We start from the raw sequence: 21,312 nt of genomic DNA, 5'->3' as shown, positions 1-21,312 counted from the left end.
TCACCGGCCGCATCCGCGGCCTTATCAGATCGCTGTATTGGGCTTATCCAAGCCGTTTCAAGGCAGCTGTTAGGCCATTAAGGCGTGTATTTTCCTCGTCAAGACGCCGGCGGTTTTCCGCCACAACATCTTCGGGAGCCTTCGCAATAAAGCCCGGATTGTCGAGCTTTTTCGCTATTTTCTCAATTTCGCCAGTAACGCTGGCAATTTCTTTGTTGAGGCGTGCCGCTTCGGCAGTCAAATCCAGAATATCGGCTAACGGAAGACCGATTTCCATTCCATCGACACTGCCGCGCGCGCTGCCGTTGACAAAGCTGTCGACGATTGTGATGCCATCGAGGCGCGCAAGCCGCAGCAAGGCGGCCTGCTGGTTGTCAATTGCGCGCTGCTGAAGTTCAGTGCAACCGCGGATATTTAGCACCGGCTTGGCCGATAATGGAACGTTCATTTCAGCGCGGATATAACGAATTTCGGTAATGAGTTGGATCACAAACCGCAATTCACTGACCGCATCGCCCTCATCTGCGCCAAGCGGTGCGGGCCAGCTTGCACCGATCAGTAAATCGTCACTGGCAAAGATTTCACGGTTCAATTCTTCGGTCAGGAACGGCATAAACGGATGCAGCAAACGCAAGGTTCCAGCCAAAATCGTGCTGGCTGTGGCCCTTGTTTCGGCGGCAGCGCTGGCGTTGTCATCATTCAGACTAGGCTTGATCAGCTCGACGTACCAGTTGCAATAGGAATTCCAGATAAAATGATACAGCGCGTCCGCCGCTTCATTAAAACGGTACAGCTCGATGGCCTTGGTGGTCTTTTCAATGGCATCGCTATATTCGGAGACAATCCATTTGTTGATCGGTTCGTTTACAGTCCGAAGGTCAATCGAGGCTGATCGGGTGCAACCGTTCATTTGCAGAAACCGGCAGGCATTCCAGATTTTCGTGGTAAAATTCCGATAGCCTTCCAGACGCGTTGTCGACATTTTGATGTCACGTCCCTGCGCTGCCATTGCTGCCAAGGTAAAGCGCAAGGAATCGGCACCATATTGGTCGATAAGCTCAAGCGGATCGAGAACATTGCCCTTGGATTTGGACATTTTCTGACCCTTTTCATCGCGGACCAGCGCGTGGATATAAACCTCGCGGAACGGCACTTCACCATCCATGAAATGCATGCCCATCATCATCATGCGGGCAACCCAGAAAAAGATGATATCAAAGCCGGTGACCAGAACATCACCCGGATAATAACGCTTTAATTCTGCCGTCTGATCTGGCCAGCCAAGGGTTGAAAACGGCCATAGCCCGCTTGAGAACCATGTATCCAAGACATCTTCATCGCGGGTTAACGGGACTGTCTTGCCATAATGCTTGGCGGCGGCGTCAATGGCATCGGCCTCATTCGCCTCGACAAACACCTGTCCGTCAGGGCCATACCATGCTGGTATCCGGTGCCCCCACCAGAGCTGGCGCGAAATACACCAAGGCTGGATATTCCGCATCCATTCGAAATAGGTCTTGTTCCAGCGTTCAGGAACAAATTTGGTGCGACCCTCTTCAACCGCTTTAATAGCCGGTTTGGCGAGTTCTTTAGCGTTCACATACCATTGATCCATCAACCAAGGCTCGATAACAACGCCGGACCGATCGCCGTGCGGAACAACGTTTTCAACGATCTCTTCGCGTTCAACAAGCCCTTGGGCGTCTAGATCAGCCAAAATCTGGCGGCGGGCGTCATAACGATCAAGCCCCTGATATTTTTCCGGGATTTCGGGAATCGATTCCATTGATGCTGTTGCCGTCATCAAATTGATCAGCGGCAGGCCATGCCGGCGGCCAACTTCAAAATCGTTGAAATCATGTGCCGGCGTGATTTTCACCGCGCCTGAGCCCTTGTCCATTTTGGCATATTCATCAGCAACAATCGGAATTGGCCGGTTTGACAATGGCAAAATTGCCATCTTGCCAATCAAATGCTGGTAACGCTCATCGTCAGGATTAACCGCGACCGCGCCATCACCAAGCATTGTTTCAGGCCGCGTTGTAGCAATAGAAATATATTCGTTTTCAGTGCCTTCAATCTTGTATTTAAGATGCCACATTGAACTTTTTTGTTCATTCTGCTCGACCTCGAGATCGGAAATCGCGGTCATTAGTTTCGGGTCCCAATTGACCAGACGCTTGTCGCGGTAAATCAATCCTTCACGATGCATTTGCACAAATGTTTTAATCACAGCCGCCGACAGGCCATCATCCATGGTAAAACGTTCGCGCTGCCAATCGGCAGACGCACCAAGGCGGCGCAGCTGTTTATGGATCATGCCGCCAGACTCGGCCTTCCATTCCCAAATTTTTTCAATAAATGCGTCACGGCCAAGATCTCGGCGCGCAATGTTTTGGGCAGCCAGCTGGCGTTCGACCACCATCTGCGTGGCAATGCCTGCATGGTCGGTGCCAGGTTGCCATAACGTGTCACGTCCAGCCATCCGATGATACCGGATCAGCAAATCCTGCAAAGTAAAGGTCAGCGCATGCCCCATATGCAGGCTGCCAGTCACGTTTGGCGGCGGCATCATAATCGTGTAGGGCGTTGCCTTTGAGTCAGGCGCGCAGGCAAAGTGACCGCTATCTAGCCATGTTTCATACCAGTTCGCTTCGATGGATTTCGGGTCATAGGTCTTTGCTAAGGTTGGCTCGGTCATGGTTCCAGATGGGTCATTATCATTGGTTGGACGACAAAAATGCGGAGTGCCTGTCAGTCGTCATGTTAAAACGCCTATTTAATCATCTAAAGTGATCACCCCTAAATGAAGAGTTTATTTTGATTTATCGACAGGTTTTGTACGACTTTGTGAGGTGGCTTGCAACGCATCATCAACCAAATTAGCTATATTCTCGTCAAGCCAACGGTCAATTTGTGCATGAAGCTTACGGCGAAGGCGTGATTTCAGCGCGTCATGCCGCACTGGGCTGGAATAATCTTGCGATGTGGCTGGCTGTTTGCTGCCGGTTCCCAGACGGTTTTCTTGGTCATTTAGGGTTTGCCATTCAACCGGTTCATGCGTTTCGCGGGGGTTAAGCACGACATCCTCGAGGATGATAATGTCCGGCAAACAACCATTAGCCCCAATTTTACTTATGGTTTCACTCGTGTTTTTACTGGCAGTCTTACTGGCAGTCCTATTTCCCTCGCTAGTGTCAGGGGCGCGCCAAACAACATCACCTAGCTGTAAAACACCAACCCCTCGCGGTTCACGGCGGTGCAGCACCCAAGAGGTCGGCCCAGTCGCAAAAATACCGGATAACCCCTTAAAAACCGCCATCTAGTCGGTGGTGGTTCGGCGCTGGAAAGGGAATGTCGTGTAAAACGGGTTTTGCGGCGCAGGCATATCGGATAATGCCCCAAGAACGTCGCCAAGGCCCAGCTTTTCAGCTGTAAGGCCGCCGATCGCAGCCTTTAAACGGAATGCAGCCAGCAATTGATTATGCTCGGCCGTCACAAGGCTCAATTCAGCGTCATTCACATCCTTTTCCGCATCAAGCAGATCAAGCGTGGTCTTTTGTCCAAACTGCGCCTCGCTGGCAATTCCTTTGGCGACCAAGCGGAAGGCCTCAATCTCGGTTGAAACCGCCGCAAGCCGGATTGCAGTTGCCTCCCAGTTCCGAAACGCTTCACGCGCGCCAACTCCGACCTTTCGCGTCGCCTCGGCTCGGTCTAGCTTTGCCTGCCTGTAGCTGGCAGCGACTTTGCGGGCTGTTGAACGTGTTGCATTAGTCGACAATAATGGTGATGAAAACACCAGCTGAGCCGCGAGTTCGTCCTTGTCTTGCGAAGTGCCTGTTGCGGCTTTGGTGTTGGCGGACAGGCTCAAGGCCAATGTTGGCCGAACCCCTGCCTGCAACGTGTTAAACGCCTGATTGGCGGCACGCTCGGCAGCACGTGCTGACAAAATGTCCGGATGGTCAGCCTGCGCCCTTGTTTCAGCGTCCAGCAGGTCAGTCGGCAGGTCACCGCTGATGGATGGTTTGCCAAGGTCACCGGCGTTTCTGCCAGTTAACGAGCGATAGCTATCTTCGGCATTGGTCAATCGCGTTTTCGCCAGTATTTCATCAGATTGCGCCCGCGCATACCGCGCCCGCGCCTCGGCCAGACGCGTTGGTGTTGCGGCGCCGGCTTCAACGCGAATGCGCGATGCGTCAACATGCGCCTTTAACCGGGTTAGGTTTTGCGCGTGAAGCGCAACCTCGCGGCGGGCTTTTACGACATTCAGATAAGTCTCGATTGTGCCAAGAATAACAGCCTGTTCGGTTTTGGCATAATTTGCTGTTGCCATCTCAAGATTAATCTGGGCAAGCAGCGTTTTTTCTTTGGTTTGGCCGCCATCATAGAGGTTTTTAGACAGGGTAACGCCAGTTGTTATCGAGTTTGATTGTTTATACCCCGCACCATCATTGCTATCGGTTGCGCCAGCCGTACCGGTGCCGGTCAATCTGGCCGTAAGATCACTGGTCGCTGTGTTGGTCCCGATGGCTTCTCGCATGGCCACCCAGCTTTGGCGCGCCGCTGCCAGTGCGGTTGAGTTTTCCAAACCGGCACGAAGCGTATCTTCAAGCGATATCGCGATTGCTGGCGATGCAGACATTCCCATGCATCCAAACAAAAGCGCGGCGGTAATGTTTTGGCGAATTTTCAGCATAGACATGATTTGTTTTACCAATCTTTTTTAAAAGGTAAATTCGGGTTTTTTGTTAAATTCATCGAGGTTCGGCACACAAGCATCAAAAAGTGGCTTGCGAACAAAGTTACCGCCTGATCGCATCCACAGACTAGCCACACCAATTGGGGCGTCGGCTGGACGGTATACCGCCGCCAGCTTGCCTTTTGGGCCAAGCTGTTGAAGCAGGGATTCGGGCATCATTTCAACGCTGCCTTCAACCAGAATTTGATCATAAGGCCCCTCTTCTGCATAGCCATCAACAAGCCGTGACTTAATTACAGCCGCATTGTCAACGCCGTGGCTTACAAGGATTTCTTGCGCCTTTTCAACAAGCTGTGCGCGGGTCTCAACGGCTATGACCGATCCGGCAAGATGCGCGATGATGGCGCTGCCGTAGCCACTGCCGGCGCCAACCACCAGAACACTGTCGCCAGCTCTGATCTCAAGCGCCTGTATCAATCTGGCCAAAACCATTGGTTCCATCAAAATACGCCCGCCCGGTAGCGGTAAGTCTTCGTCGATGTAGGCAACGGCTCTTTGATGTTTGCCGACAAACGCCTCGCGGGGGACTGTCAAAAACGCATCTAGTACCTTTTGGTCGGTAACTTTTGACGGGCGGATCTGACAATCGACCATCATTTTGCGGGCGGTTTCAAACGCGGTCTGGTTCATCTTGTGGTCACTCATTGTTGATTTTGTGGTGGGTCATCTTTTTTTCCTGCATTTGCCGAAATGCCGTGCAGGTCCTCTCCCCGTTATACGGCTAGAATGATAGCTATTCAAGCTGACAATATTCGCGGTGTGTTGCAACATCAACTGCGACGCGATTGGCGATTGTAATGTCGGGATCATTGCTCATCCCGCCCCACTCGAAGTAATGGCCGCAAATGCTGAAAAGCCATTTGCCGCGGCATGGATAGAGATTGTCACTCATCGCAAACCACAGCCCCTGCCCGGGTCCGCCCACCGTCCCAAGGCGCGTTTGAAATCTGGATTGCAGTGGCTGGCAATAGCCGAGGTTTTTTGGATCGTTACAAGTGTCACTGCCCAACAGCCCGTAAGAAAAATTATTATAGTGAAATTCATCGAGCGGATTTGACCAGACGTTTTTTTTACGGCGAAACGCAACGCGGTCAGGCACTGTCGAATAAAGCGGATCAACCTGTTCAGGTGCCACACTTGTGACGCGCAATTCGGCATCATCAGATTTTCGTATTCCGTAATCAAACGGGCCGCCCTGCCAGAACTTTTGCCCGGCCTCTGGCCCGCTATCCCATGCCCATCCATTTGTCGGCGAGGCAGAGCCGCCAATCCACCCACTTTCCCAGCCCTTATGAACGCTGCTGTAATGCATTTTCTGCTGAATGAAATCTTGTTCCTCGGCTGACGTGATCGTTGCAACATATGGTTTGAGGCCGCATTTGCTGTCTGGCAGCTTTGCTGTTTCGGTAAACGCATCGCTGTACCCATAGGGAGATTTTGTGGCTTTGTAAAAATCATAAAAATGAAAGCCGGTGCCTGTGTCAAAGGCCAGATCGCCAAGCGTTTCATTTTTGAAGTCATCTTTGATAAAGGCGCTGATCGCCTGATTTTTTTGCTGAATGTTGAGTTGGGTTCTGCCTTGCGTAAAGCTGGTCTCACTTAGCTGCATGATCTGAAGGCCAACAACGCTTACCAATGCCAGTAATGTCATGGCGATCATCAATTCGACAAGGGAAAATCCTGCTGCTACAGGGCGATCAAACTGGTTGCGTCGGTGTCTTGTCACGGGGCTGCATCTCGCGTCGATTGTGTTTTTCAAAGCACAGTAAAATTATCAGCATTAACTTTTGAATCAGAACTTTCTAATTTTGCGACCGGATTCGACTATGCAGATAGTTTAGATCGTTGACCTGATCAAAATCATCGTATATCACCGGCGCATAGCCTTCTTGCGGCCCGGTGGCAGAGTGGTTATGCAGCGGTTTGCAAAACCGTGTACATCGGTTCAATTCCGGTCCGGGCCTCCATTTTTTCTGTTATGTTTAGGATTGCAGTTGCCGTTCGGGGCGATTGCCCAGCAGACGCAAGGGTGCTTTTGCAGGCGCATGGGTGCAGGCGCATTGGTGCAGGCACCATTGCGTGATGATATGATCGCGGCGTCTTGGCCTATTTGCTGAATGAAATTGGATTGGAGATGGAATGTCGCGCACGATGGCAAATGTCCTTATGTGCTGCGCGGCCCTGTTTTGGGGCGCGACGTTTATTGCGCAAAAGACTGGAATGGAAACCATCGGGCCGATGGGCTTTACCTTTGGCCGCTATGTCATTGGCACGCTGGTGCTAGTGCCGTTGGCTATTTGGGAGGCGCGCAAGGTCAGCCTCATGTCGGCTATGGTTAAGGATCGCAGGCTGTGTTGGGGCGCCTTTGGGCTGGGTCTTTTTATGTTTGGCGGAATCGGGCTTCAGCAAACCGCACTTATTTACACGAATGTTGCCAATGCGGCGTTTCTAACAGCGCTTTATGTGCCGCTAGTGCCATTGATTGCAGCAGTTTTTTTGCGCCGTTATGTGGCGATGAATATCTGGCCTGCTGTCGTTATCTCGTTGGTTGGTAGTTTCCTTCTATCTGGCACGTCTAGTCTATCAGCGCAATTTGGTGATTTGCTGATCGTCGGTGGTGCGTTCTTTTGGGCCGGACATATCTTGTTGATCCAGTCAGTAATGACAAAAATAAATGCCCCGTTTCAGCTGTCAGTAATGCAATCGATTGTGACTGCGCTCATCGCCGGATTGGTGATGTTGCCGCTTGAGGCGCCAGCACCGGGTGATTTTTTGCCGATGCTACCCCAGCTCGCCTTTGCTGGCATTGTCGCGGTGGGGCTTGGCTTTACCATCCAACTTGTGGCGCAGCGTCACACCACCGCCCCCGCGGCAGCCCTTATACTGTCACTTGAGTCTGTATTTGCTGCTTTTTTTGGCTGGTGGTTACTTGGCGAGACGCTTGTTCTGCTGGCGGTTTTTGGTTGTATCCTGATTTTTCTGGCTGTTGTCCTTGCAGAAGTGGTATCGGAACGCCAGATCAAGACGATTTTCAGAAACTTTCGCAAGCCTAGATGACGACCTTGGGTTCGGCGTGCTAGAAGCTATCAGCGGTATTTGGTAAACTCTGCGGTTTTGATCGGATTTTCGGTAATCCAAGGGTTGCGATACTGCCGTTTATTTTTTCCGATGGTGAGGCCTTAATGACAAAACCTGCTATTTCCAGCGATCAATCTGTGGCAAGCGCGGCATTGCGGGGGGCAATGGGTCAATATTTAACCGGGGTTACAATTGTCACCGTGACCGGGCCTGACAATGTTCCATATGGTCTGACGGTAAATTCGTTCAATTCGGTTTCATTGACGCCGCCGCTGATCCTGTGGTCACTTGATAACCGGAATGAGAGATTGGCGTTGTTCAAGCGCGCTGGCGGTTTTGCGGTAAATATCCTGTCGGCAGATCAGTTGGATCTATGCAAGGTTTTTTCAGGTGCTGAAAACAACCGATTTGCCAATTGTGATTGGGATTTTGGCCCCTATGGACAACCGCTTTTGGCGCAATCTCTGGCAAGTCTGGAATGCCGGCCTTGGGCGGAGTATGATGGTGGTGATCACACTATTTTTGTGGGTGAAGTCATGTCAATCAAACGGTCTGATGGCAAGCCAGCGGCCTTTTATAAGGGCAAGCTTGGCCAGTATGACGGTGGTTAACCCGACGCAACAGAAAAGGCCGGTTGAGCCCAAAGCACGTTAAAGATGGAACGCGAACCTCCCATTTTGGCCGATCTGGTCTTTCTTGGTGGCGGCCATGCACAAATCGCCGCAATCAAAAGCTTTGCGATGAATCCGGTTCCGGGTTTGCGGCTAACGATTGTGACTTCAACGACACGCACGCCCTATTCCGGTATGCTTCCGGCCTATGTTGAAGGTGTGTGGGACGATGATGATTTGCACATTGACCTAGCCCATCTGGCCCAGTTTGCCGGGGCCAGGCTGATTGTGGCGCCCTGCAGCGGCATTGATGCTGATGGTCGCACGCTGTTCTTTGACGATCGGCCACCGCTGCATTTTGATTTGTTATCAATTAATATTGGTGGACAGCCTGATTTAGACGCAATTAAGGGAGCCGTTGATCATCTGATACCGGTAAAACCGATTGCCAAATTCCAGCAGGCTTTTGATGGTTTGCGCGCTGATGGCTTGCCAAAACGGATTGCGGTAATTGGCGGCGGCGCGGCTGGGTGCGAATTGGCCTTGGCGCTCAGGAAACGCTGGCAAAGCCATGGGGTTGTGCCGCAAATGACGCTTTATAGCCGCTCGCTTAAATTGCTATCACAAATGTCGCCTCGTGCTGGCCAGCTTATGCTTGCGGCGTTGCATAAAGCTGATATTCGGCTTCGGCTGGGATGTGAGGTAGATACCGTCGAGGCTGGACGTTTGCACTTTGGTGATAAGTTTGAGGAATTTGACGCCGGGTTTCTGGTATCGGCAGTGCGCCCGCCGCGCTGGTTGAGTTCGACCAGTCTTACGCGTGATAAAAATGGCTTCCTTGCGGTTCGGCAAACGCTGCAATCAACAAGCCACCCCTATATTTTTGCAGCTGGTGACATTGCGACGATTGAGGCTGATCCGCGGCCAAAGGCAGGTGTTTTTGCGGTACGGGCCGGGCCGGTTCTGGCCAAGAATTTGCGCAAATATCTGCACGGGAGCAGGTTGAAAAAATGGGCTGCGCAAAAACGCTACCTTGCCATCATTGGCTGTGCTGATGGCGGCGCAATTGCATCTTGGGGGCAATTCGGCGTTAAGGCGGACTGGTTTTTGGCCTTGAAATACTGGATCGACCGGCGGTTTATGGCGAAATATCAGAATCTATCAATGCCCGCCTTGCCTGCGCCGGCGCCATTTGCAGGACTTGATGGCGGTCAAAATATCCAGCAAGACGCCAAGGATGATGCCGGATCGGGCTCGCGTGCCAATGATCCAGCCTATGCGGCCATGCGGTGTCTTGGCTGTGCAGCCAAGGCTAGTCACGCAGTTTTGGCGACCGCGCTGGAAGATGCTGTAAATTTAGCGATATCACAGGGTGCCGAGCGTGCATTGATGCCAGATCAGGGGATTGAGAGCGATGCTGCGATGATGGATGCGCCGCCGGCTGGCAGCAAGCTGGTGCAATCGGTTGATGTCTTGTCGGAAATTGTCTCTGATCCGTTTTTGCTTGGCCGGATCGCCGCTGTTCATGCGTTGAGTGATCTTTATGCAGCATTGGCAACGCCAACCTCGGCGCTGGCAATTATTAACCTTCCCGAAGCCAGTTTGACGATCCAGACCAATCAATTGACGCAAATTCTTGCTGGCGGGTTATGCGCGCTAAGCGAAGATGGGGTCCGGCTAAATGGCGGTCATACCAGTGAAGGCGGTGCGCTATCGGTCGGGTTTTCCGTCACCGGATATTGTCAGGCCAAGATAGCGGCGCAAGCCACGAAAGCCGCTCAAGCCGCTCACGGCGATGACAGTCTGGATGATCTTGTTCTGGTGCTAACAAAACCGATTGGTAACGGAGTGATTATGGCGGGGCAGATGCAGCTCGTTGCCAAAGCTGAATGGGTCGATGCCGCGATCGCCCAGATGGCGAAATCAAACATGATTGCTGCGCAGAAATTCGCTGAAAAAGGGGCTATTGGCGCGACCGATATCACTGGTTTCGGGTTGGCGCGTCACGCCCAGAACCTAAGCCTTCGCGTGGGGGCTAGGGGGTGCATGATTGACCTTTCCGCCCTGCCCGTACTTGATGGTGCGCTAACGCTGATATCGTCTGGCATTAGGTCAAGCCTGCATGATCAAAACCGCGCGGCGGTGGTTTTGAATTCCCGTCAGATTGATCATGCGGCTGCCAGATATTTTGCTGCGCATATTGAAACCCTGTTTGATCCGCAAACCAGTGGTGGCTTGCTTGGTGTTTTCCGGTTAGACGCCGCAACAAGGCTGATTGATGAATTGCGGGGTGATGGTATTGCCGCTGCGGTTATTGGCAGGCTTGAATGCAGCCATGATGGCATCATGTTAACCGGTAAATTGCCCCAAACGAGCGATCATTGAGAGGCTTTGCCAAAATGATGCGATATACCCAGATAATCTCTTTTTGCTGTGAGGCCGAATAAATGTCGACACCCATTAATCGCATTTCGGCCGATCTGGATGTGATCAAAAAAGCCAGTTTTGACAGCATTATTGACGTGCGTTCACCAGCTGAATTTGCTGATGATCATATGCCGGGCGCGATTAATCTGCCGGTGCTTGATGATGATGAGCGCGCGCAAATTGGCACCCTCTACAAACAAGTAAACCCGTTTGAGGCCAAACGCGCCGGGGCGGCACTTGTGGCGAAAAACATTGCCGCACATCTGCAAAGCCAGCTTGCCACGAAAGACCGTGATTGGCGGCCGCTGATCTATTGCTGGCGGGGTGGTCAGCGAAGCGGTGCGATGGCGCGCATCTTCAGCGATATTGGCTGGCACAGCACAGTCATTGAGGGGGGCTACAAAGCCTATCGCAAGACCGTTTTGGATCAGCTGGATGACGTGCCAGCGCGGTTTCGGCTGATTGTGTTATCGGGCGCAACCGGTACCGCCAAAACCCATATTTTACGGGCAGCTGCAACTATGGGTATGCAGGTCTTGGATCTTGAGGCACTTGCCAATCATCGCGGCTCGTTACTTGGCAGCGAACCGGGGTCGCCGCAGCCTGCCCAGCGGCTGTTTGAATCACATTTGCTGTCGGTCATGTTGAAATTTGATCCGGCACGGCCAGTTTTTATCGAGGCTGAAAGCAACAAGATTGGCCAGATACACGTTCCAGCTGCCCTATGGGCGTCTATGCGGCAAGCAAGCCGTGTCAGCCTTGTTGCCCCCATTGACGCGCGTATCGCCTTTCTGCAGCGCGATTATCATCACATTATTGAACAGCATGAAAACGTGATGGAACTGCTTATGGGGCTTCGCCATCGCTATAGCGCGGCAACCCTTGCCGAATGGCAGGACATGATTAAGACCGGTGACTGGAGCCGCTTTGTTCGCAGCTTGCTCGAAACGCATTATGACCCGTCCTATGCGCGCTCAACTGCATCGAGGCCGCTGACTGATATTCTAGCGCTCACAGCAACCGCGCTTGATGATGACGATATCCACCGGCTTGCCGGCAAGCTCGCTGAACTCGACTCTCGCTAGCGCGGACAAAAAGCCATTTTTAGCAGGTAGATTTCGGTTTTGACCGGCTCTGGGTAATTTTGCTCGAAAACAGGCTTGCATATCAATTTTTGTTCTGTATAACGCTTGGCAAGGCACTATTCCCCGGTAGCTCAGCGGTAGAGCAAGCGACTGTTAATCGCTTGGCCGGCGGTTCGAATCCGTCCCGGGGAGCCATTTCTTTCTTCCGTAAAATCAGTGCTTTAACTACGTTTTCGTCACTGGATGAAAGCTATCTAATCGCTTGCCCCTCTGGGCCGATTTCGTCACGCGATTATGCGTGAAGTCCATCGCTTGATTTGGGTCAACCATAACCTTAGCCCTCGCACAACCCTCTGTTATCGCTTGATACCGCTGTGACAGGGCGTGATCATTGGTTTGCTGGTGTTTGACGTTTGTCTAACTAGGGCAAGCGATTGATCTTTGACGATCAAAAAAGGGCAAGCGATAAAAAAACGCTTTTTAGCCATTGCCTAAAAAAAATAAATGCGGACATCACAACTGTTAACTTCGAGGGCTAGCACGGTTGCACCCACTGCAGTCCCCTCTGCCAATTAAAAGGGGTTGTCTTGCGCGGAAACCAGAACAATGTTGGCGCAAAAGCAAGCTCAGATGAACGCTCTTACGAAACAGCAAAATAACGCTGCTACCGGTGATGCGGCGCCAGTCTTTTTGTTTGCACTTCCACTTGGGTCTGTATTCGGAGCGGATGTGGAGGGTGAGCTTGCCACAGTTAATTCTGGGCGTTGCATTGCGCCACCCAAGTGATTTTTTTTTATGTCTCGGTGTGTCTTGGTGCGTTTCGGTGTGTTTGCTGCCTATTTGTGGCGCGCTTCTAAAACCGTTACCGCATCGGCTAATGATAGGCCGGCATCTTCTAGCAACACCATCATATGGAACAGCAAATCAGCCGCCTCATTCGCCATTTCTTTGCTTTCATCCTTCATTCGTGCCAATGCCAGTTCCACCCCCTCTTCGCCGACCTTCTGGGCGATGCGGGCCTTGCCCTCGGTAAATAGGCTGGTGGTATAGCTGCCGTGAGGCATGGTCTTATGACGTTCGGCAATCAGCGCTGCTAATTTATCCAGAAAAACTATATTGCTGGGCGTGGAATCATTGAAGCAGGTTCTTGTGCCGGTATGGCAAGCTGGGCCTTGCGGGCGCGCCTGAATGAGGATTGTATCGGCATCGCAGTCAATTTCACCACTGATGAAATCAAGCCAGTTGCCAGAGGCCTCGCCCTTTGTCCATAGCCGATTCTTTGAGCGGCTGAAAAAAGTTACCTTACCGCTGCTCAGCGTTTGCTCAAGCGCATTACGATTCATATAGCCAAGCATAAGCACCTGACCGCTCGATGAGTTCTGGATGATGGCTGGTACCAGCCCGTCGCCCTTATCCCAGTCAATTTGATTAAGATTTATATCTGGCATGACTAAACTCGCACTTCGATTGCTGCTGATTTCAGATAGGCTTTTAAGTCCGGAATGGGAATTTTACCGCTATGGAATACCGATGCTGCCAATGCGCCATCAATATCGGTTTGCCGGAATAAATCGGCAAAATGAGCATAGTCTCCGGCCCCGCCCGAGGCGATAACCGGCACAGTTACCGCAGCACGCACCGCCGCAAGCTGTTCAATGTCGTAACCCTGACGAACGCCGTCATTATTCATGCAGTTCAACACGATCTCACCAGCACCAAGGCGGGTAAGTTCGCGTGCCCATGACACTGAATCCCGTTTTGACTTAATGGTTTTAGTTTCATCCCCAGTGTATTGATAAACATGTAATTTATCGCCTTCGCGCCTGCTATCAATGCCAGCAACAACGCATTGTGTACCAAAACTGGCAGCCAGTTCGGAGATAAATTCAGGCCGTTCCAAAGCAGGTGAATTTACCGAAATTTTGTCGGCGCCATCATTCAGGATCGCTTTGGCATCGGCAATCGTGCGAATACCGCCGGCCACACAAAAAGGAATGTTAATCCGGCGGGCAATCTGGTTAACCCAGCCCTTGTCGACAACGCGCCCATCACTGCTGGCGGTAATGTCATAGAACACCAATTCGTCAACGCCCTCGTCGGCATAACGCTGGCTAAGGTCTAAAATATCGCCCATATCAACATGGTTACGAAATTGCACGCCTTTCACAACGCGGCCGTCTTTAACATCAAGACAGGCGATAATCCGTTTGGTTAACATGCGACCGCCTCCAATGCTTGGGCAACGGTAAAGCGCCCCTCATAGAGCGCCTTACCAATAATCACCCCATCGGCGGTCAATCCATCAAGGTCGGCTAGCGCGCTGACCCCGCCAGATGCTTGCAATTGCACTTGCGGATATTTTTGTTTTACTTCTTGATAAAGGTCGCGATTACAACCGTTTAATGTGCCGTCACGATCAATATCGGTGCAAAGTGCATGACGAAGTCCGTCGTCTTGATAGGTTTCGATAAAATCAAATAAAGACAGGCTGCTGGCCTCTTGCCAGCCAGAAACCGCAATATAAAACCCGTCATTTTGCCAAATCACATCGGCAGCTAGGCAAATTTTCTCAGCTCCGAAAGCGGCAAAAATACCTTTGGTGGTGGCAGGGTCACGAACTGCGAGGCTTCCGATTACGATTCGGCTTGCGCCAGCGTCAACCAGTGCAGCAACATCGTCGAATGACCGAATGCCGCCACCTGTCTGTACCTTTAGGCCGGTGCTGCTGATAATCTTTGCAATCAGATCAATCTGCCGGTTATCAGGGTTTTTTGCACCATCAAGATCCACCAGATGTAACCAGTCAGCACCCGCATCAGCATAGGATTGCGCAACCGCCACAGGGTCATCGCCATAGTTTGTTAATTGATCAAAATCGCCCTTATGCAAACGCACAACTGCACCGCCAATCAGGTCAATTGCGGGGTAAATGATCATGATGGCATCTCCAGAAAATTGCGTAAAATCTGCGCGCCAACCGGCCCTGAACGTTCGGGGTGAAATTGGCATCCCATAAAGTTATTTTTGGCGACAATCGCGGTAAAATCATCGCCATACGACGATGCCGCAACGGTATCGGACGTCACTGGCGCAAAATAACTATGCACAAAATAGACATGTGCGCCGTCGTCAATGCCGGCCAATAGGGGGTGATCTTGCTGACGGGCAAGCCGATTCCATCCCATATGTGGCACCGACCGGCCGGGCGCTGGTGTGAAGCCTGAACAATTTGCCGCAAAAAGCCCCAAAAGCGGCGTGTCACCCTCGGCTGAACGCGCAAATAACAGCTGCATTCCAAGGCAAATTCCCAAAACTGGCTGGGTCAATTCTCGGATACAGTCAATAAGCCCGGTTTGCGCAAGACGCTGCATCGCCACCGGCGCTGCCCCAACGCCTGGCAGTAAAACCTTGTCGGCGGATCGGATGGTGGCGGCATCGTCGGTTAATATAGAGGCCGCCCCAAGACGTTCCAGCGCAAATTGAACCGAGGCGATATTTGCCCCGCCGCTATCGATAATCGCGATCATAATGTTCCCTTTGTGCTGGGCATCTCGTTACCCTCGATACGGATAGCCTGACGCAACGCGCGGCCAAACCCCTTAAAACAGGCCTCAACCATGTGATGCGTGTTCTCGCCAGTTACCTCGATATGCAAATTGGCCTGCATATGTTCAGCCAGCGAATAAAACACATGAGGCACCATATCGCAGGGCAAATCGCCAACATTGCTTTCGGGAAAATCAGCCTTGAAATCCAGATAGAAGCGACCGCCGAAATCAAGCGCAACCTTTACCAGTGACTCATCCATGGGCAAGAAAAACCCATAACGGCCAATCCCACGCTTGTCGCCTAGCGCACCGCGGATAGCCTGTCCAAGCGCAATCGCGCAATCTTCAACCGAATGATGCGGATCAATATGCAAATCACCATCACATTCCAGCTCAAGCGAAAACCCGCCATGTTTGGCAATCTGATCCAGCATATGATCATAGAAACCAACGCCAGTATTAATCTTAACCGGGCCAGCCTGATCTAAATTGACGGTAACTGAAATTGCGGTTTCGCTGGTTTTTCGGGTGACGCTAAACCGGCGTTGTTCTGGCAAGGCCTCTGTAGCCTCGCTCGACATTACCGCCAGCAGTCGCTGCATCTCAGTTTCACTGCCAACCGAGATACGAACCGCGTTCTCCAGTCCGGGCTGGTGCGACTGATCGCGCAGGATAATGCCTGCATTGCGCGCCCTTTCGCAAAAATCAGCGGCATTGCGAACAATCAGTAACAGATAATTTGCATCTGACGGCAGAACCGATAAAACATCGCCACATTGCGCCATCTGCCGCGCATAGACATCACGGCGCGCAATAATATCAGCCCGCTTTTCAGCCAATTTCATGGTGTTTTTGGGCTTAAGAATGGTCAATGCCGCCTGCGTTACTGGCACCGCCAACGGATATGGCGCCAACACTTTTTGCAACAAGCCAGTGATATCAGCCCGCGCCACCACCGCACCGCACCGCAAACCCGCTGCCGCATGTGATTTGGATAAGGTTCGCAACACCACCAGATTGGCAAATTGATCCAGCTTGGCAATCATACTTGGCTGATCACTAAATTCGATATAGGTCTCGTCGACGACAATCAATGCCCTATCGGCATAGTCTTCGCAAAGGCTATGGATTGCCGCCGCATCCATCAAGTTGGCAGTCGGATTATTTGGCGAACATACAAAAATCATTTTAGTATTCGCATCGACGGCCTTGGCAATTGCTTTCAGATCAAGGCCAAAATCGCTGTCCAACATGGCTGATTTTACGGCCACACCCTGCAACATCGCCGATTGAGCATACATCGCAAAGGTTGGCGGGCAGATCACGATATTATCAACCCCCGGAACACAAAAGGCCCGCATCAGGCAATCAATACCCTCATCCGCGCCGCGGGTAATCGTCAGATTGCGCGATGAAACGTCAAGCCACCGGCAGAATCCATCGACTAGTGCTTGGGGCTGCTGCGCCGGATAACGTGACAGGCCGCTGGCACCAACAAAAGGCTCATAGGCGCATTCATTGGCGTCCAGAAAGATGGTCTGGCTGCCTGGTAATTGCAGTGACCGCGCTGAAACATAACCAGCCATAGCCAGAATTTCCGGGCGCGCACGTTGACAGATTGCTGTCATTTCAGAGAGTGAATTGCTTGTCATGGTGTTAATCCAGCATTTTTTCGATGGGAACAACAAGAATGGAATTAGCGCCATTGGCTTTCAGATCTTCCATCGTGTCCCAGAACACCCCCTCCTCGCAGACAGCGTGAACTGCAACCATATCATCGCGGCCCTGCAGCGGCATGACTGTTGGAGATTGCGAGCCGGGCAGCACTGCCTTGATCGCGTCAAGCGAGTCAATTGGGCTGTTCAGCATGATATAGCGGCTGTTTTCCGCGCGCAGCACCGCCTTAATGCGCGATGTGACTTTTTCGGCCAATGCGGCAATGTTGGGATCATCAATCTGATTGCTCACAAGCACCGCCTGTGATTCGAGGATGATGTCCTTTTCTACAAGGCCGTTCGACGCCAAGGTACTGCCAGTTGACACAAGGTCACAAATCACATCGGCAAGATGTGTTCTTGGTGCCACCTCAACAGCGCCTTGCATCGTTACAATATCTGCGTCAATTTTGTGATCTGCAAGATATTGTGCCAATAACCCCTTATATGATGTCGCGATAACCTTGCCTTTAAGTGAGCTGATTGACTGGTAATCAAAATCATGTGGCACAGCAATCGACAGGCGACATTTGCCATAGCCAAGCGGCAATAGCTGGCGAAGTCCGGCAAATTTACCATTGCCAAGCGCCTGCTTTTCCAACAGGCCGTTCTGCCCTAAAATGCCGAGTTGGCAAACATCGGTTGCCAGAAACGCCGGAATATCGTCATCACGAACGAGAAAAATATCTAACGGGAAATTCTGCGCACGACATAAAAGCTGATCACGGCTTTTGGCCAGCGAAATACCGCATTTTTCCAGAAGCTGTATCGACATATCGGCAAGTCTGCCCGATTTCTGGATGGCTATTTTCAGCCGTTTGTCGTCACTCATAACTTACCCTGTCTTTGCATGATTGTTTTATAGCCATCAAAACCGTTGTTTAAAAACCGGGCCACACGAACGATTGTTGCAGTGCTCACGTTGGTTTCCTCGGCAATTTTGCGGTACGGCACCTTTTTCACCAGCATTTGTGCAACGCGCCATCGATCGATCAACCCCTCTAATTCAGTTGGCGTGCACAGGTCGTAAAAGAAATTGCGCGCCTCATCGGCGTTTTTTAACGCCAGAATGGCGTCAAAAAGATCATCTTCATGCGTCGTGTCTATCTGGTCGCGTTTCACCAGCGCCTCATCCTGAAATGATTAATGCTTTAATGTGATAGCGGTTTAATACGCTAAAACAAACCTGTCAAGCGGCAACAGCCCAATGATTTACAAAAATGAATGATTTATGGAAGTGTGGGAAACCGGTTCCGGTCGCGCGCCTCGTCAGCGTATATGACCTAATCAAAGACCAGTCAAACTAGAGATCGCGCGCCCGTTTTATTGACAGCAACCTGCCTTCATCCGAAATAATGTCGCAAATTTTGGGCGCGACAAACCCAATATCTGCAGTACAGCAGGTTGGAAAATAGCCAAGGTTTTGCTCGGCATGGCCGTCACCAACCATATGATTTAGCAGTACGACAAGGCTGGGATTATGCCCAATCACAGCTACATCTGACAAATCACCAGCATGATCAATGATTGCGTGCAGCAATGTGCTTGCCGACGCTTCATAGAGCGCATCTACATATTTGGCCTCAATATTATCAGGCCAGTGCAGTTTTATGTGCTCATAGGTTTCGCGGGTGCGCACGGCCGGAGACACTAATACCAATTGTGGCAGCATTTTATGGGCGGCAATAAAGCCACCAACAGCTGCGGCGTTTTGCTGGCCGCGGGTAATCAACGACCTGTCAATATCTTGCTTGCCGGCCATCGGTTTTTCGGCTTTGCCATGCCTGATGAGTGTGATGCGCGCCATGATGGGTTATATGCCCCTTTTTACCTATCTTTTGTTACGCCGAGCCCCCGCTTGTGTGAGCCATTTGCTATCACTTAACGTTTTTACGATCGCTGGACGTTTTTACGATCGCTGGCTTTGCCTGATGGTGCCACGAACAACAGAGCCTGCCAAGAATGGAATTACCCCGAATATGGCGCGATCCATCACAGGAAATGCAGTTTTAGATTTACAAATGATATCGGGCTTTTACATTATCGACTATTCCGCCCGCTATCTCGTGCATTTTTGCTTGTCGCTTGGTAGGCTGGTATCGCACTAAAAATCCACAAAGGTGAATTCATGTCGCAAAGCAATGTTCCCGGATTTGTTGCTGCAATTGGCAACACGCCGTTGATCCGTCTAAAGGCTGTTTCGGAAATGACCGGATGTGAGATTTATGGAAAAGCCGAGTTCATGAATCCAGGGGGATCGGTTAAGGACAGAGCGGCCAAGGCGATCATTGAGGATGCTGAGGCGCGCGGCCTTATCGGGCCTGGTGGGCTGATCGTTGAGGGCACGGCTGGCAATACCGGTATTGGGTTGACCATGGTTGGCAATGCCAAAGGCTATAAGTCGGTAATCGTTATGCCGGAAACCCAAAGTCAGGAAAAAAAGGATGTTTTGCGTGTATGCGGGGCAGATTTGCGCCTTGTGCCAGCAGCGTCCTATAAGGATCCGAACAATTATGTGCGTTATTCCGAAGCGCTGGCAAAAGAGCTGTCGGCAACGCATAATGGCGGGGTGATTTGGGCCAATCAATTTGATAATACAGCGAATTTGCAGGGGCATTACCAGACCACTGGCCCCGAGATATGGAATCAGACTGACGGGCTGGTAGATGGCTTTATCTGCGCTGTTGGATCTGGTGGGACACTTGCCGGGGTTGGTAAATTTCTGAAAGAAAAGAACAAGGACATTAAAATAGGGCTTGCGGATCCCGAGGGCTCTGCGCTGTTTAATTATTATCGTCATGGTGAATTGAAATCAGACGGAAATTCGATTTCTGAGGGCATTGGTCAAGGCCGAATCACCGCCAATCTTGCCGAGGCTCCCGTGGATATGGCGTTCTGCCTGAATGACAGCGAGGCCTTACCGCTGATTTTTGACCTGATGCAGAATGAGGGGCTTTATCTTGGCGGCTCTACCGCAATTAACGTTGCGGGCGCTGTCGCTATGGCGCGCGAATTGGGCCCGGGTAACCGGATTGTTACGATCTTATGCGATTCTGGTCAGCGTTATCAGTCAAAGGTCTGGAACCCTGAATTTTTGAAATCAAAGAATTTGCCGGTGCCAAGCTGGCTGTAATGGTCCGCTTTGTCTGCCAGCAGAGCAGCGCTAAGTTTCCAAACTGATTATAAAAGAGGTTTTTATGCCATCTTCAGCGTCTTCAACACCATTGACGGTTACCGCCGGATGGCTTGTCGAAAATCTCGGTAAAACGGGGGTTAAAATCCTCGATGCAACATCGCATCTGCCAACATTGGGTCGTAATGCGAATGACGAACATCTTGCCTGCCGAATCGCTGGATCAGGCCGGTTTGACATTGATCGAATTGCTGATAAATCGTCCCCTCTTCCGCATACACTTCCCTCTGCCGATCTGTTCCAATCAGAGATGCAATTGCTTGGCCTCAACAATGATGATCATGTGATTGTCTATTGCGACTCGGTGTTTTTAAGCGCAGCGCGTGCATGGTGGATGCTGCGCCTGTTTGGGCATGACAAGGTTAGTGTTCTTGATGGTGGCCTCAAATCATGGCTTGCCATTTCTGGGCCAACGGAATCCGGCCCAGCAAATAATGTTGATAAAGGCAGTTTTAGCGTTCGGGCGCCCGTTGGGGCACAGATGATCCCGATGGAGAGCCTTCGCAATCTGGTCGAGCTTGGCGTTGCCGGGCAAATCGCAGATGCCCGCTCACCCGGCCGTTTTGCGGGCATTGACCCCGAACCGAGGGCCGGTTTGCGTGGCGGTCACATGCCCGGTGCCTCAAATGTGCCAATTGCCAGCCTCATTGATAAAGATGGTGGTTTGCGTTCAATTGACGAGATTGCTGCAGCCTTTGCCGCTGGCGGGATTGAAACCAGCCGTCCAGTGATTACTACCTGTGGTTCGGGCGTGACTGCTTGCGGCCTTGCGCTTGGGCTGGCGCTTCTTGGCAATGAAAATGTCTTTGTCTATGACGGATCATGGAGTGAATGGGGCGCGTCTGATGCGCCGGTTGAAACGGGTAGCTAATTTTTTGGTAGCTAATTTTTTGTCA

The 21,312-nt window shown here is 51.5% G+C and carries 20 protein-coding genes and 2 tRNA genes; 9 read left to right on the top strand and 13 right to left on the bottom strand.

Annotation, left to right across the window (positions count from 1 at the left end):
• Positions 1 to 43: 43 nt before the first annotated feature.
• The 5 genes from AB8881_00980 to AB8881_00960 form a co-directional block, all read right to left on the bottom strand.
• Positions 44 to 2,701: a valine--tRNA ligase gene (locus AB8881_00980; protein XDZ63496.1), complete on the bottom strand. Its 2,658-nt coding sequence runs from the start codon at positions 2,699 to 2,701 to the stop codon at positions 44 to 46.
• Positions 2,702 to 2,815: 114 nt separating this feature from the next.
• On the bottom strand, positions 2,816 to 3,322 hold the full coding sequence (locus AB8881_00975) for a hypothetical protein (GenBank protein ID XDZ63495.1): 507 nt from the start codon (positions 3,320 to 3,322) through the stop codon (positions 2,816 to 2,818).
• Positions 3,323 to 4,702 (bottom strand): TolC family protein, encoded by a 1,380-nt coding sequence (locus tag AB8881_00970; GenBank protein ID XDZ63494.1) that lies wholly within the window; start codon positions 4,700 to 4,702, stop codon positions 3,323 to 3,325. It abuts the gene before it with no gap.
• A gap of 21 nt (positions 4,703 to 4,723) precedes the next feature.
• Complete coding sequence (locus AB8881_00965) at positions 4,724 to 5,389, bottom strand: protein-L-isoaspartate O-methyltransferase (protein ID XDZ63493.1); 666 nt, start codon at positions 5,387 to 5,389, stop codon at positions 4,724 to 4,726.
• Positions 5,390 to 5,492: 103 nt separating this feature from the next.
• Entirely contained in the window at positions 5,493 to 6,485 is a 993-nt protein-coding gene (locus AB8881_00960; protein ID XDZ63492.1) for a prepilin-type N-terminal cleavage/methylation domain-containing protein, read from the bottom strand.
• 167 nt (positions 6,486 to 6,652) lie between these two features.
• On the opposite strand from AB8881_00960, the gene AB8881_00955 reads away from it, so the two are divergent.
• The 7 genes from AB8881_00955 to AB8881_00925 all read left to right on the top strand — a co-directional run bounded on the left by AB8881_00955 (position 6,653) and on the right by AB8881_00925 (position 12,746).
• Positions 6,653 to 6,726, top strand: a tRNA-Cys gene (locus AB8881_00955).
• Between the two features lie 184 nt (positions 6,727 to 6,910).
• Positions 6,911 to 7,816: a DMT family transporter gene (locus AB8881_00950; GenBank protein XDZ63491.1), complete on the top strand. Its 906-nt coding sequence runs from the start codon at positions 6,911 to 6,913 to the stop codon at positions 7,814 to 7,816.
• 125 nt (positions 7,817 to 7,941) lie between these two features.
• Positions 7,942 to 8,448: a flavin reductase family protein gene (locus AB8881_00945; protein ID XDZ63490.1), complete on the top strand. Its 507-nt coding sequence runs from the start codon at positions 7,942 to 7,944 to the stop codon at positions 8,446 to 8,448.
• A gap of 45 nt (positions 8,449 to 8,493) precedes the next feature.
• Positions 8,494 to 10,833: a selenide, water dikinase SelD gene (selD, locus tag AB8881_00940; protein XDZ63489.1), complete on the top strand. Its 2,340-nt coding sequence runs from the start codon at positions 8,494 to 8,496 to the stop codon at positions 10,831 to 10,833.
• A 62-nt stretch (positions 10,834 to 10,895) separates the two neighbouring features.
• A complete protein-coding gene (gene mnmH, locus AB8881_00935; GenBank protein ID XDZ63488.1) occupies positions 10,896 to 11,960 on the top strand; it encodes a tRNA 2-selenouridine(34) synthase MnmH in 1,065 nt (354 codons plus the stop codon).
• Between the two features lie 120 nt (positions 11,961 to 12,080).
• Positions 12,081 to 12,155 (top strand) — tRNA-Asn (locus tag AB8881_00930).
• 435 nt (positions 12,156 to 12,590) lie between these two features.
• Positions 12,591 to 12,746, top strand: coding sequence for a hypothetical protein (locus AB8881_00925; GenBank protein ID XDZ63487.1), 156 nt, complete (start codon positions 12,591 to 12,593; stop codon positions 12,744 to 12,746).
• 50 nt (positions 12,747 to 12,796) lie between these two features.
• On the opposite strand, the gene hisIE is transcribed toward AB8881_00925, so the two are convergent.
• From hisIE to AB8881_00885, 8 genes are all read right to left on the bottom strand, one after another.
• Entirely contained in the window at positions 12,797 to 13,408 is a 612-nt protein-coding gene (gene hisIE / locus AB8881_00920; protein XDZ63486.1) for a bifunctional phosphoribosyl-AMP cyclohydrolase/phosphoribosyl-ATP diphosphatase HisIE, read from the bottom strand.
• 2 nt (positions 13,409 to 13,410) lie between these two features.
• A complete protein-coding gene (gene hisF / locus AB8881_00915; GenBank protein XDZ63485.1) occupies positions 13,411 to 14,178 on the bottom strand; it encodes an imidazole glycerol phosphate synthase subunit HisF in 768 nt (255 codons plus the stop codon).
• Positions 14,172 to 14,894, bottom strand: a complete 723-nt coding sequence (gene hisA, locus AB8881_00910) for a 1-(5-phosphoribosyl)-5-[(5-phosphoribosylamino)methylideneamino]imidazole-4-carboxamide isomerase (GenBank protein ID XDZ64477.1) — start codon at positions 14,892 to 14,894, stop codon at positions 14,172 to 14,174. The genes hisF and hisA overlap by 7 nt, the downstream gene beginning before the upstream one ends.
• Positions 14,894 to 15,487 carry an imidazole glycerol phosphate synthase subunit HisH gene (gene hisH, locus AB8881_00905; GenBank protein XDZ63484.1) on the bottom strand — a complete coding sequence of 198 codons (594 nt, stop codon included), beginning with the start codon at positions 15,485 to 15,487 and terminating at the stop codon, positions 14,894 to 14,896. Before hisH ends, hisA begins: the two co-directional genes overlap by 1 nt.
• Positions 15,484 to 17,160: a histidinol-phosphate transaminase gene (gene hisC / locus AB8881_00900; GenBank protein XDZ63483.1), complete on the bottom strand. Its 1,677-nt coding sequence runs from the start codon at positions 17,158 to 17,160 to the stop codon at positions 15,484 to 15,486. The genes hisH and hisC overlap by 4 nt, the downstream gene beginning before the upstream one ends.
• A 4-nt stretch (positions 17,161 to 17,164) precedes the next feature.
• Entirely contained in the window at positions 17,165 to 18,055 is an 891-nt protein-coding gene (gene hisG, locus AB8881_00895) for an ATP phosphoribosyltransferase (protein ID XDZ63482.1), read from the bottom strand.
• Positions 18,052 to 18,345: a YerC/YecD family TrpR-related protein gene (locus tag AB8881_00890; GenBank protein ID XDZ63481.1), complete on the bottom strand. Its 294-nt coding sequence runs from the start codon at positions 18,343 to 18,345 to the stop codon at positions 18,052 to 18,054. Before AB8881_00890 ends, hisG begins: the two co-directional genes overlap by 4 nt.
• Positions 18,346 to 18,526: 181 nt before the next feature.
• A complete protein-coding gene (locus tag AB8881_00885) occupies positions 18,527 to 19,030 on the bottom strand; it encodes a histidine phosphatase family protein (protein ID XDZ63480.1) in 504 nt (167 codons plus the stop codon).
• A gap of 321 nt (positions 19,031 to 19,351) precedes the next feature.
• Here AB8881_00885 and AB8881_00880 point away from each other — a divergent pair, with 321 nt between their 5' ends.
• Positions 19,352 to 20,356 carry a cysteine synthase A gene (locus tag AB8881_00880; GenBank protein XDZ63479.1) on the top strand — a complete coding sequence of 335 codons (1,005 nt, stop codon included), beginning with the start codon at positions 19,352 to 19,354 and terminating at the stop codon, positions 20,354 to 20,356.
• Positions 20,357 to 20,420: 64 nt separating this feature from the next.
• On the top strand, positions 20,421 to 21,287 hold the full coding sequence (locus tag AB8881_00875; protein XDZ63478.1) for a sulfurtransferase: 867 nt from the start codon (positions 20,421 to 20,423) through the stop codon (positions 21,285 to 21,287).
• Positions 21,288 to 21,312 lie beyond the last annotated feature (25 nt).

The organism is Alphaproteobacteria bacterium LSUCC0396 (genome assembly GCA_041228345.1).
Classification (GTDB): domain Bacteria; phylum Pseudomonadota; class Alphaproteobacteria; order Puniceispirillales; family Puniceispirillaceae; genus UBA3439.
The sequence above is the reverse complement of the archived record's forward strand: the minus strand, read 5'-3'. Positions and strand labels throughout refer to the sequence as shown.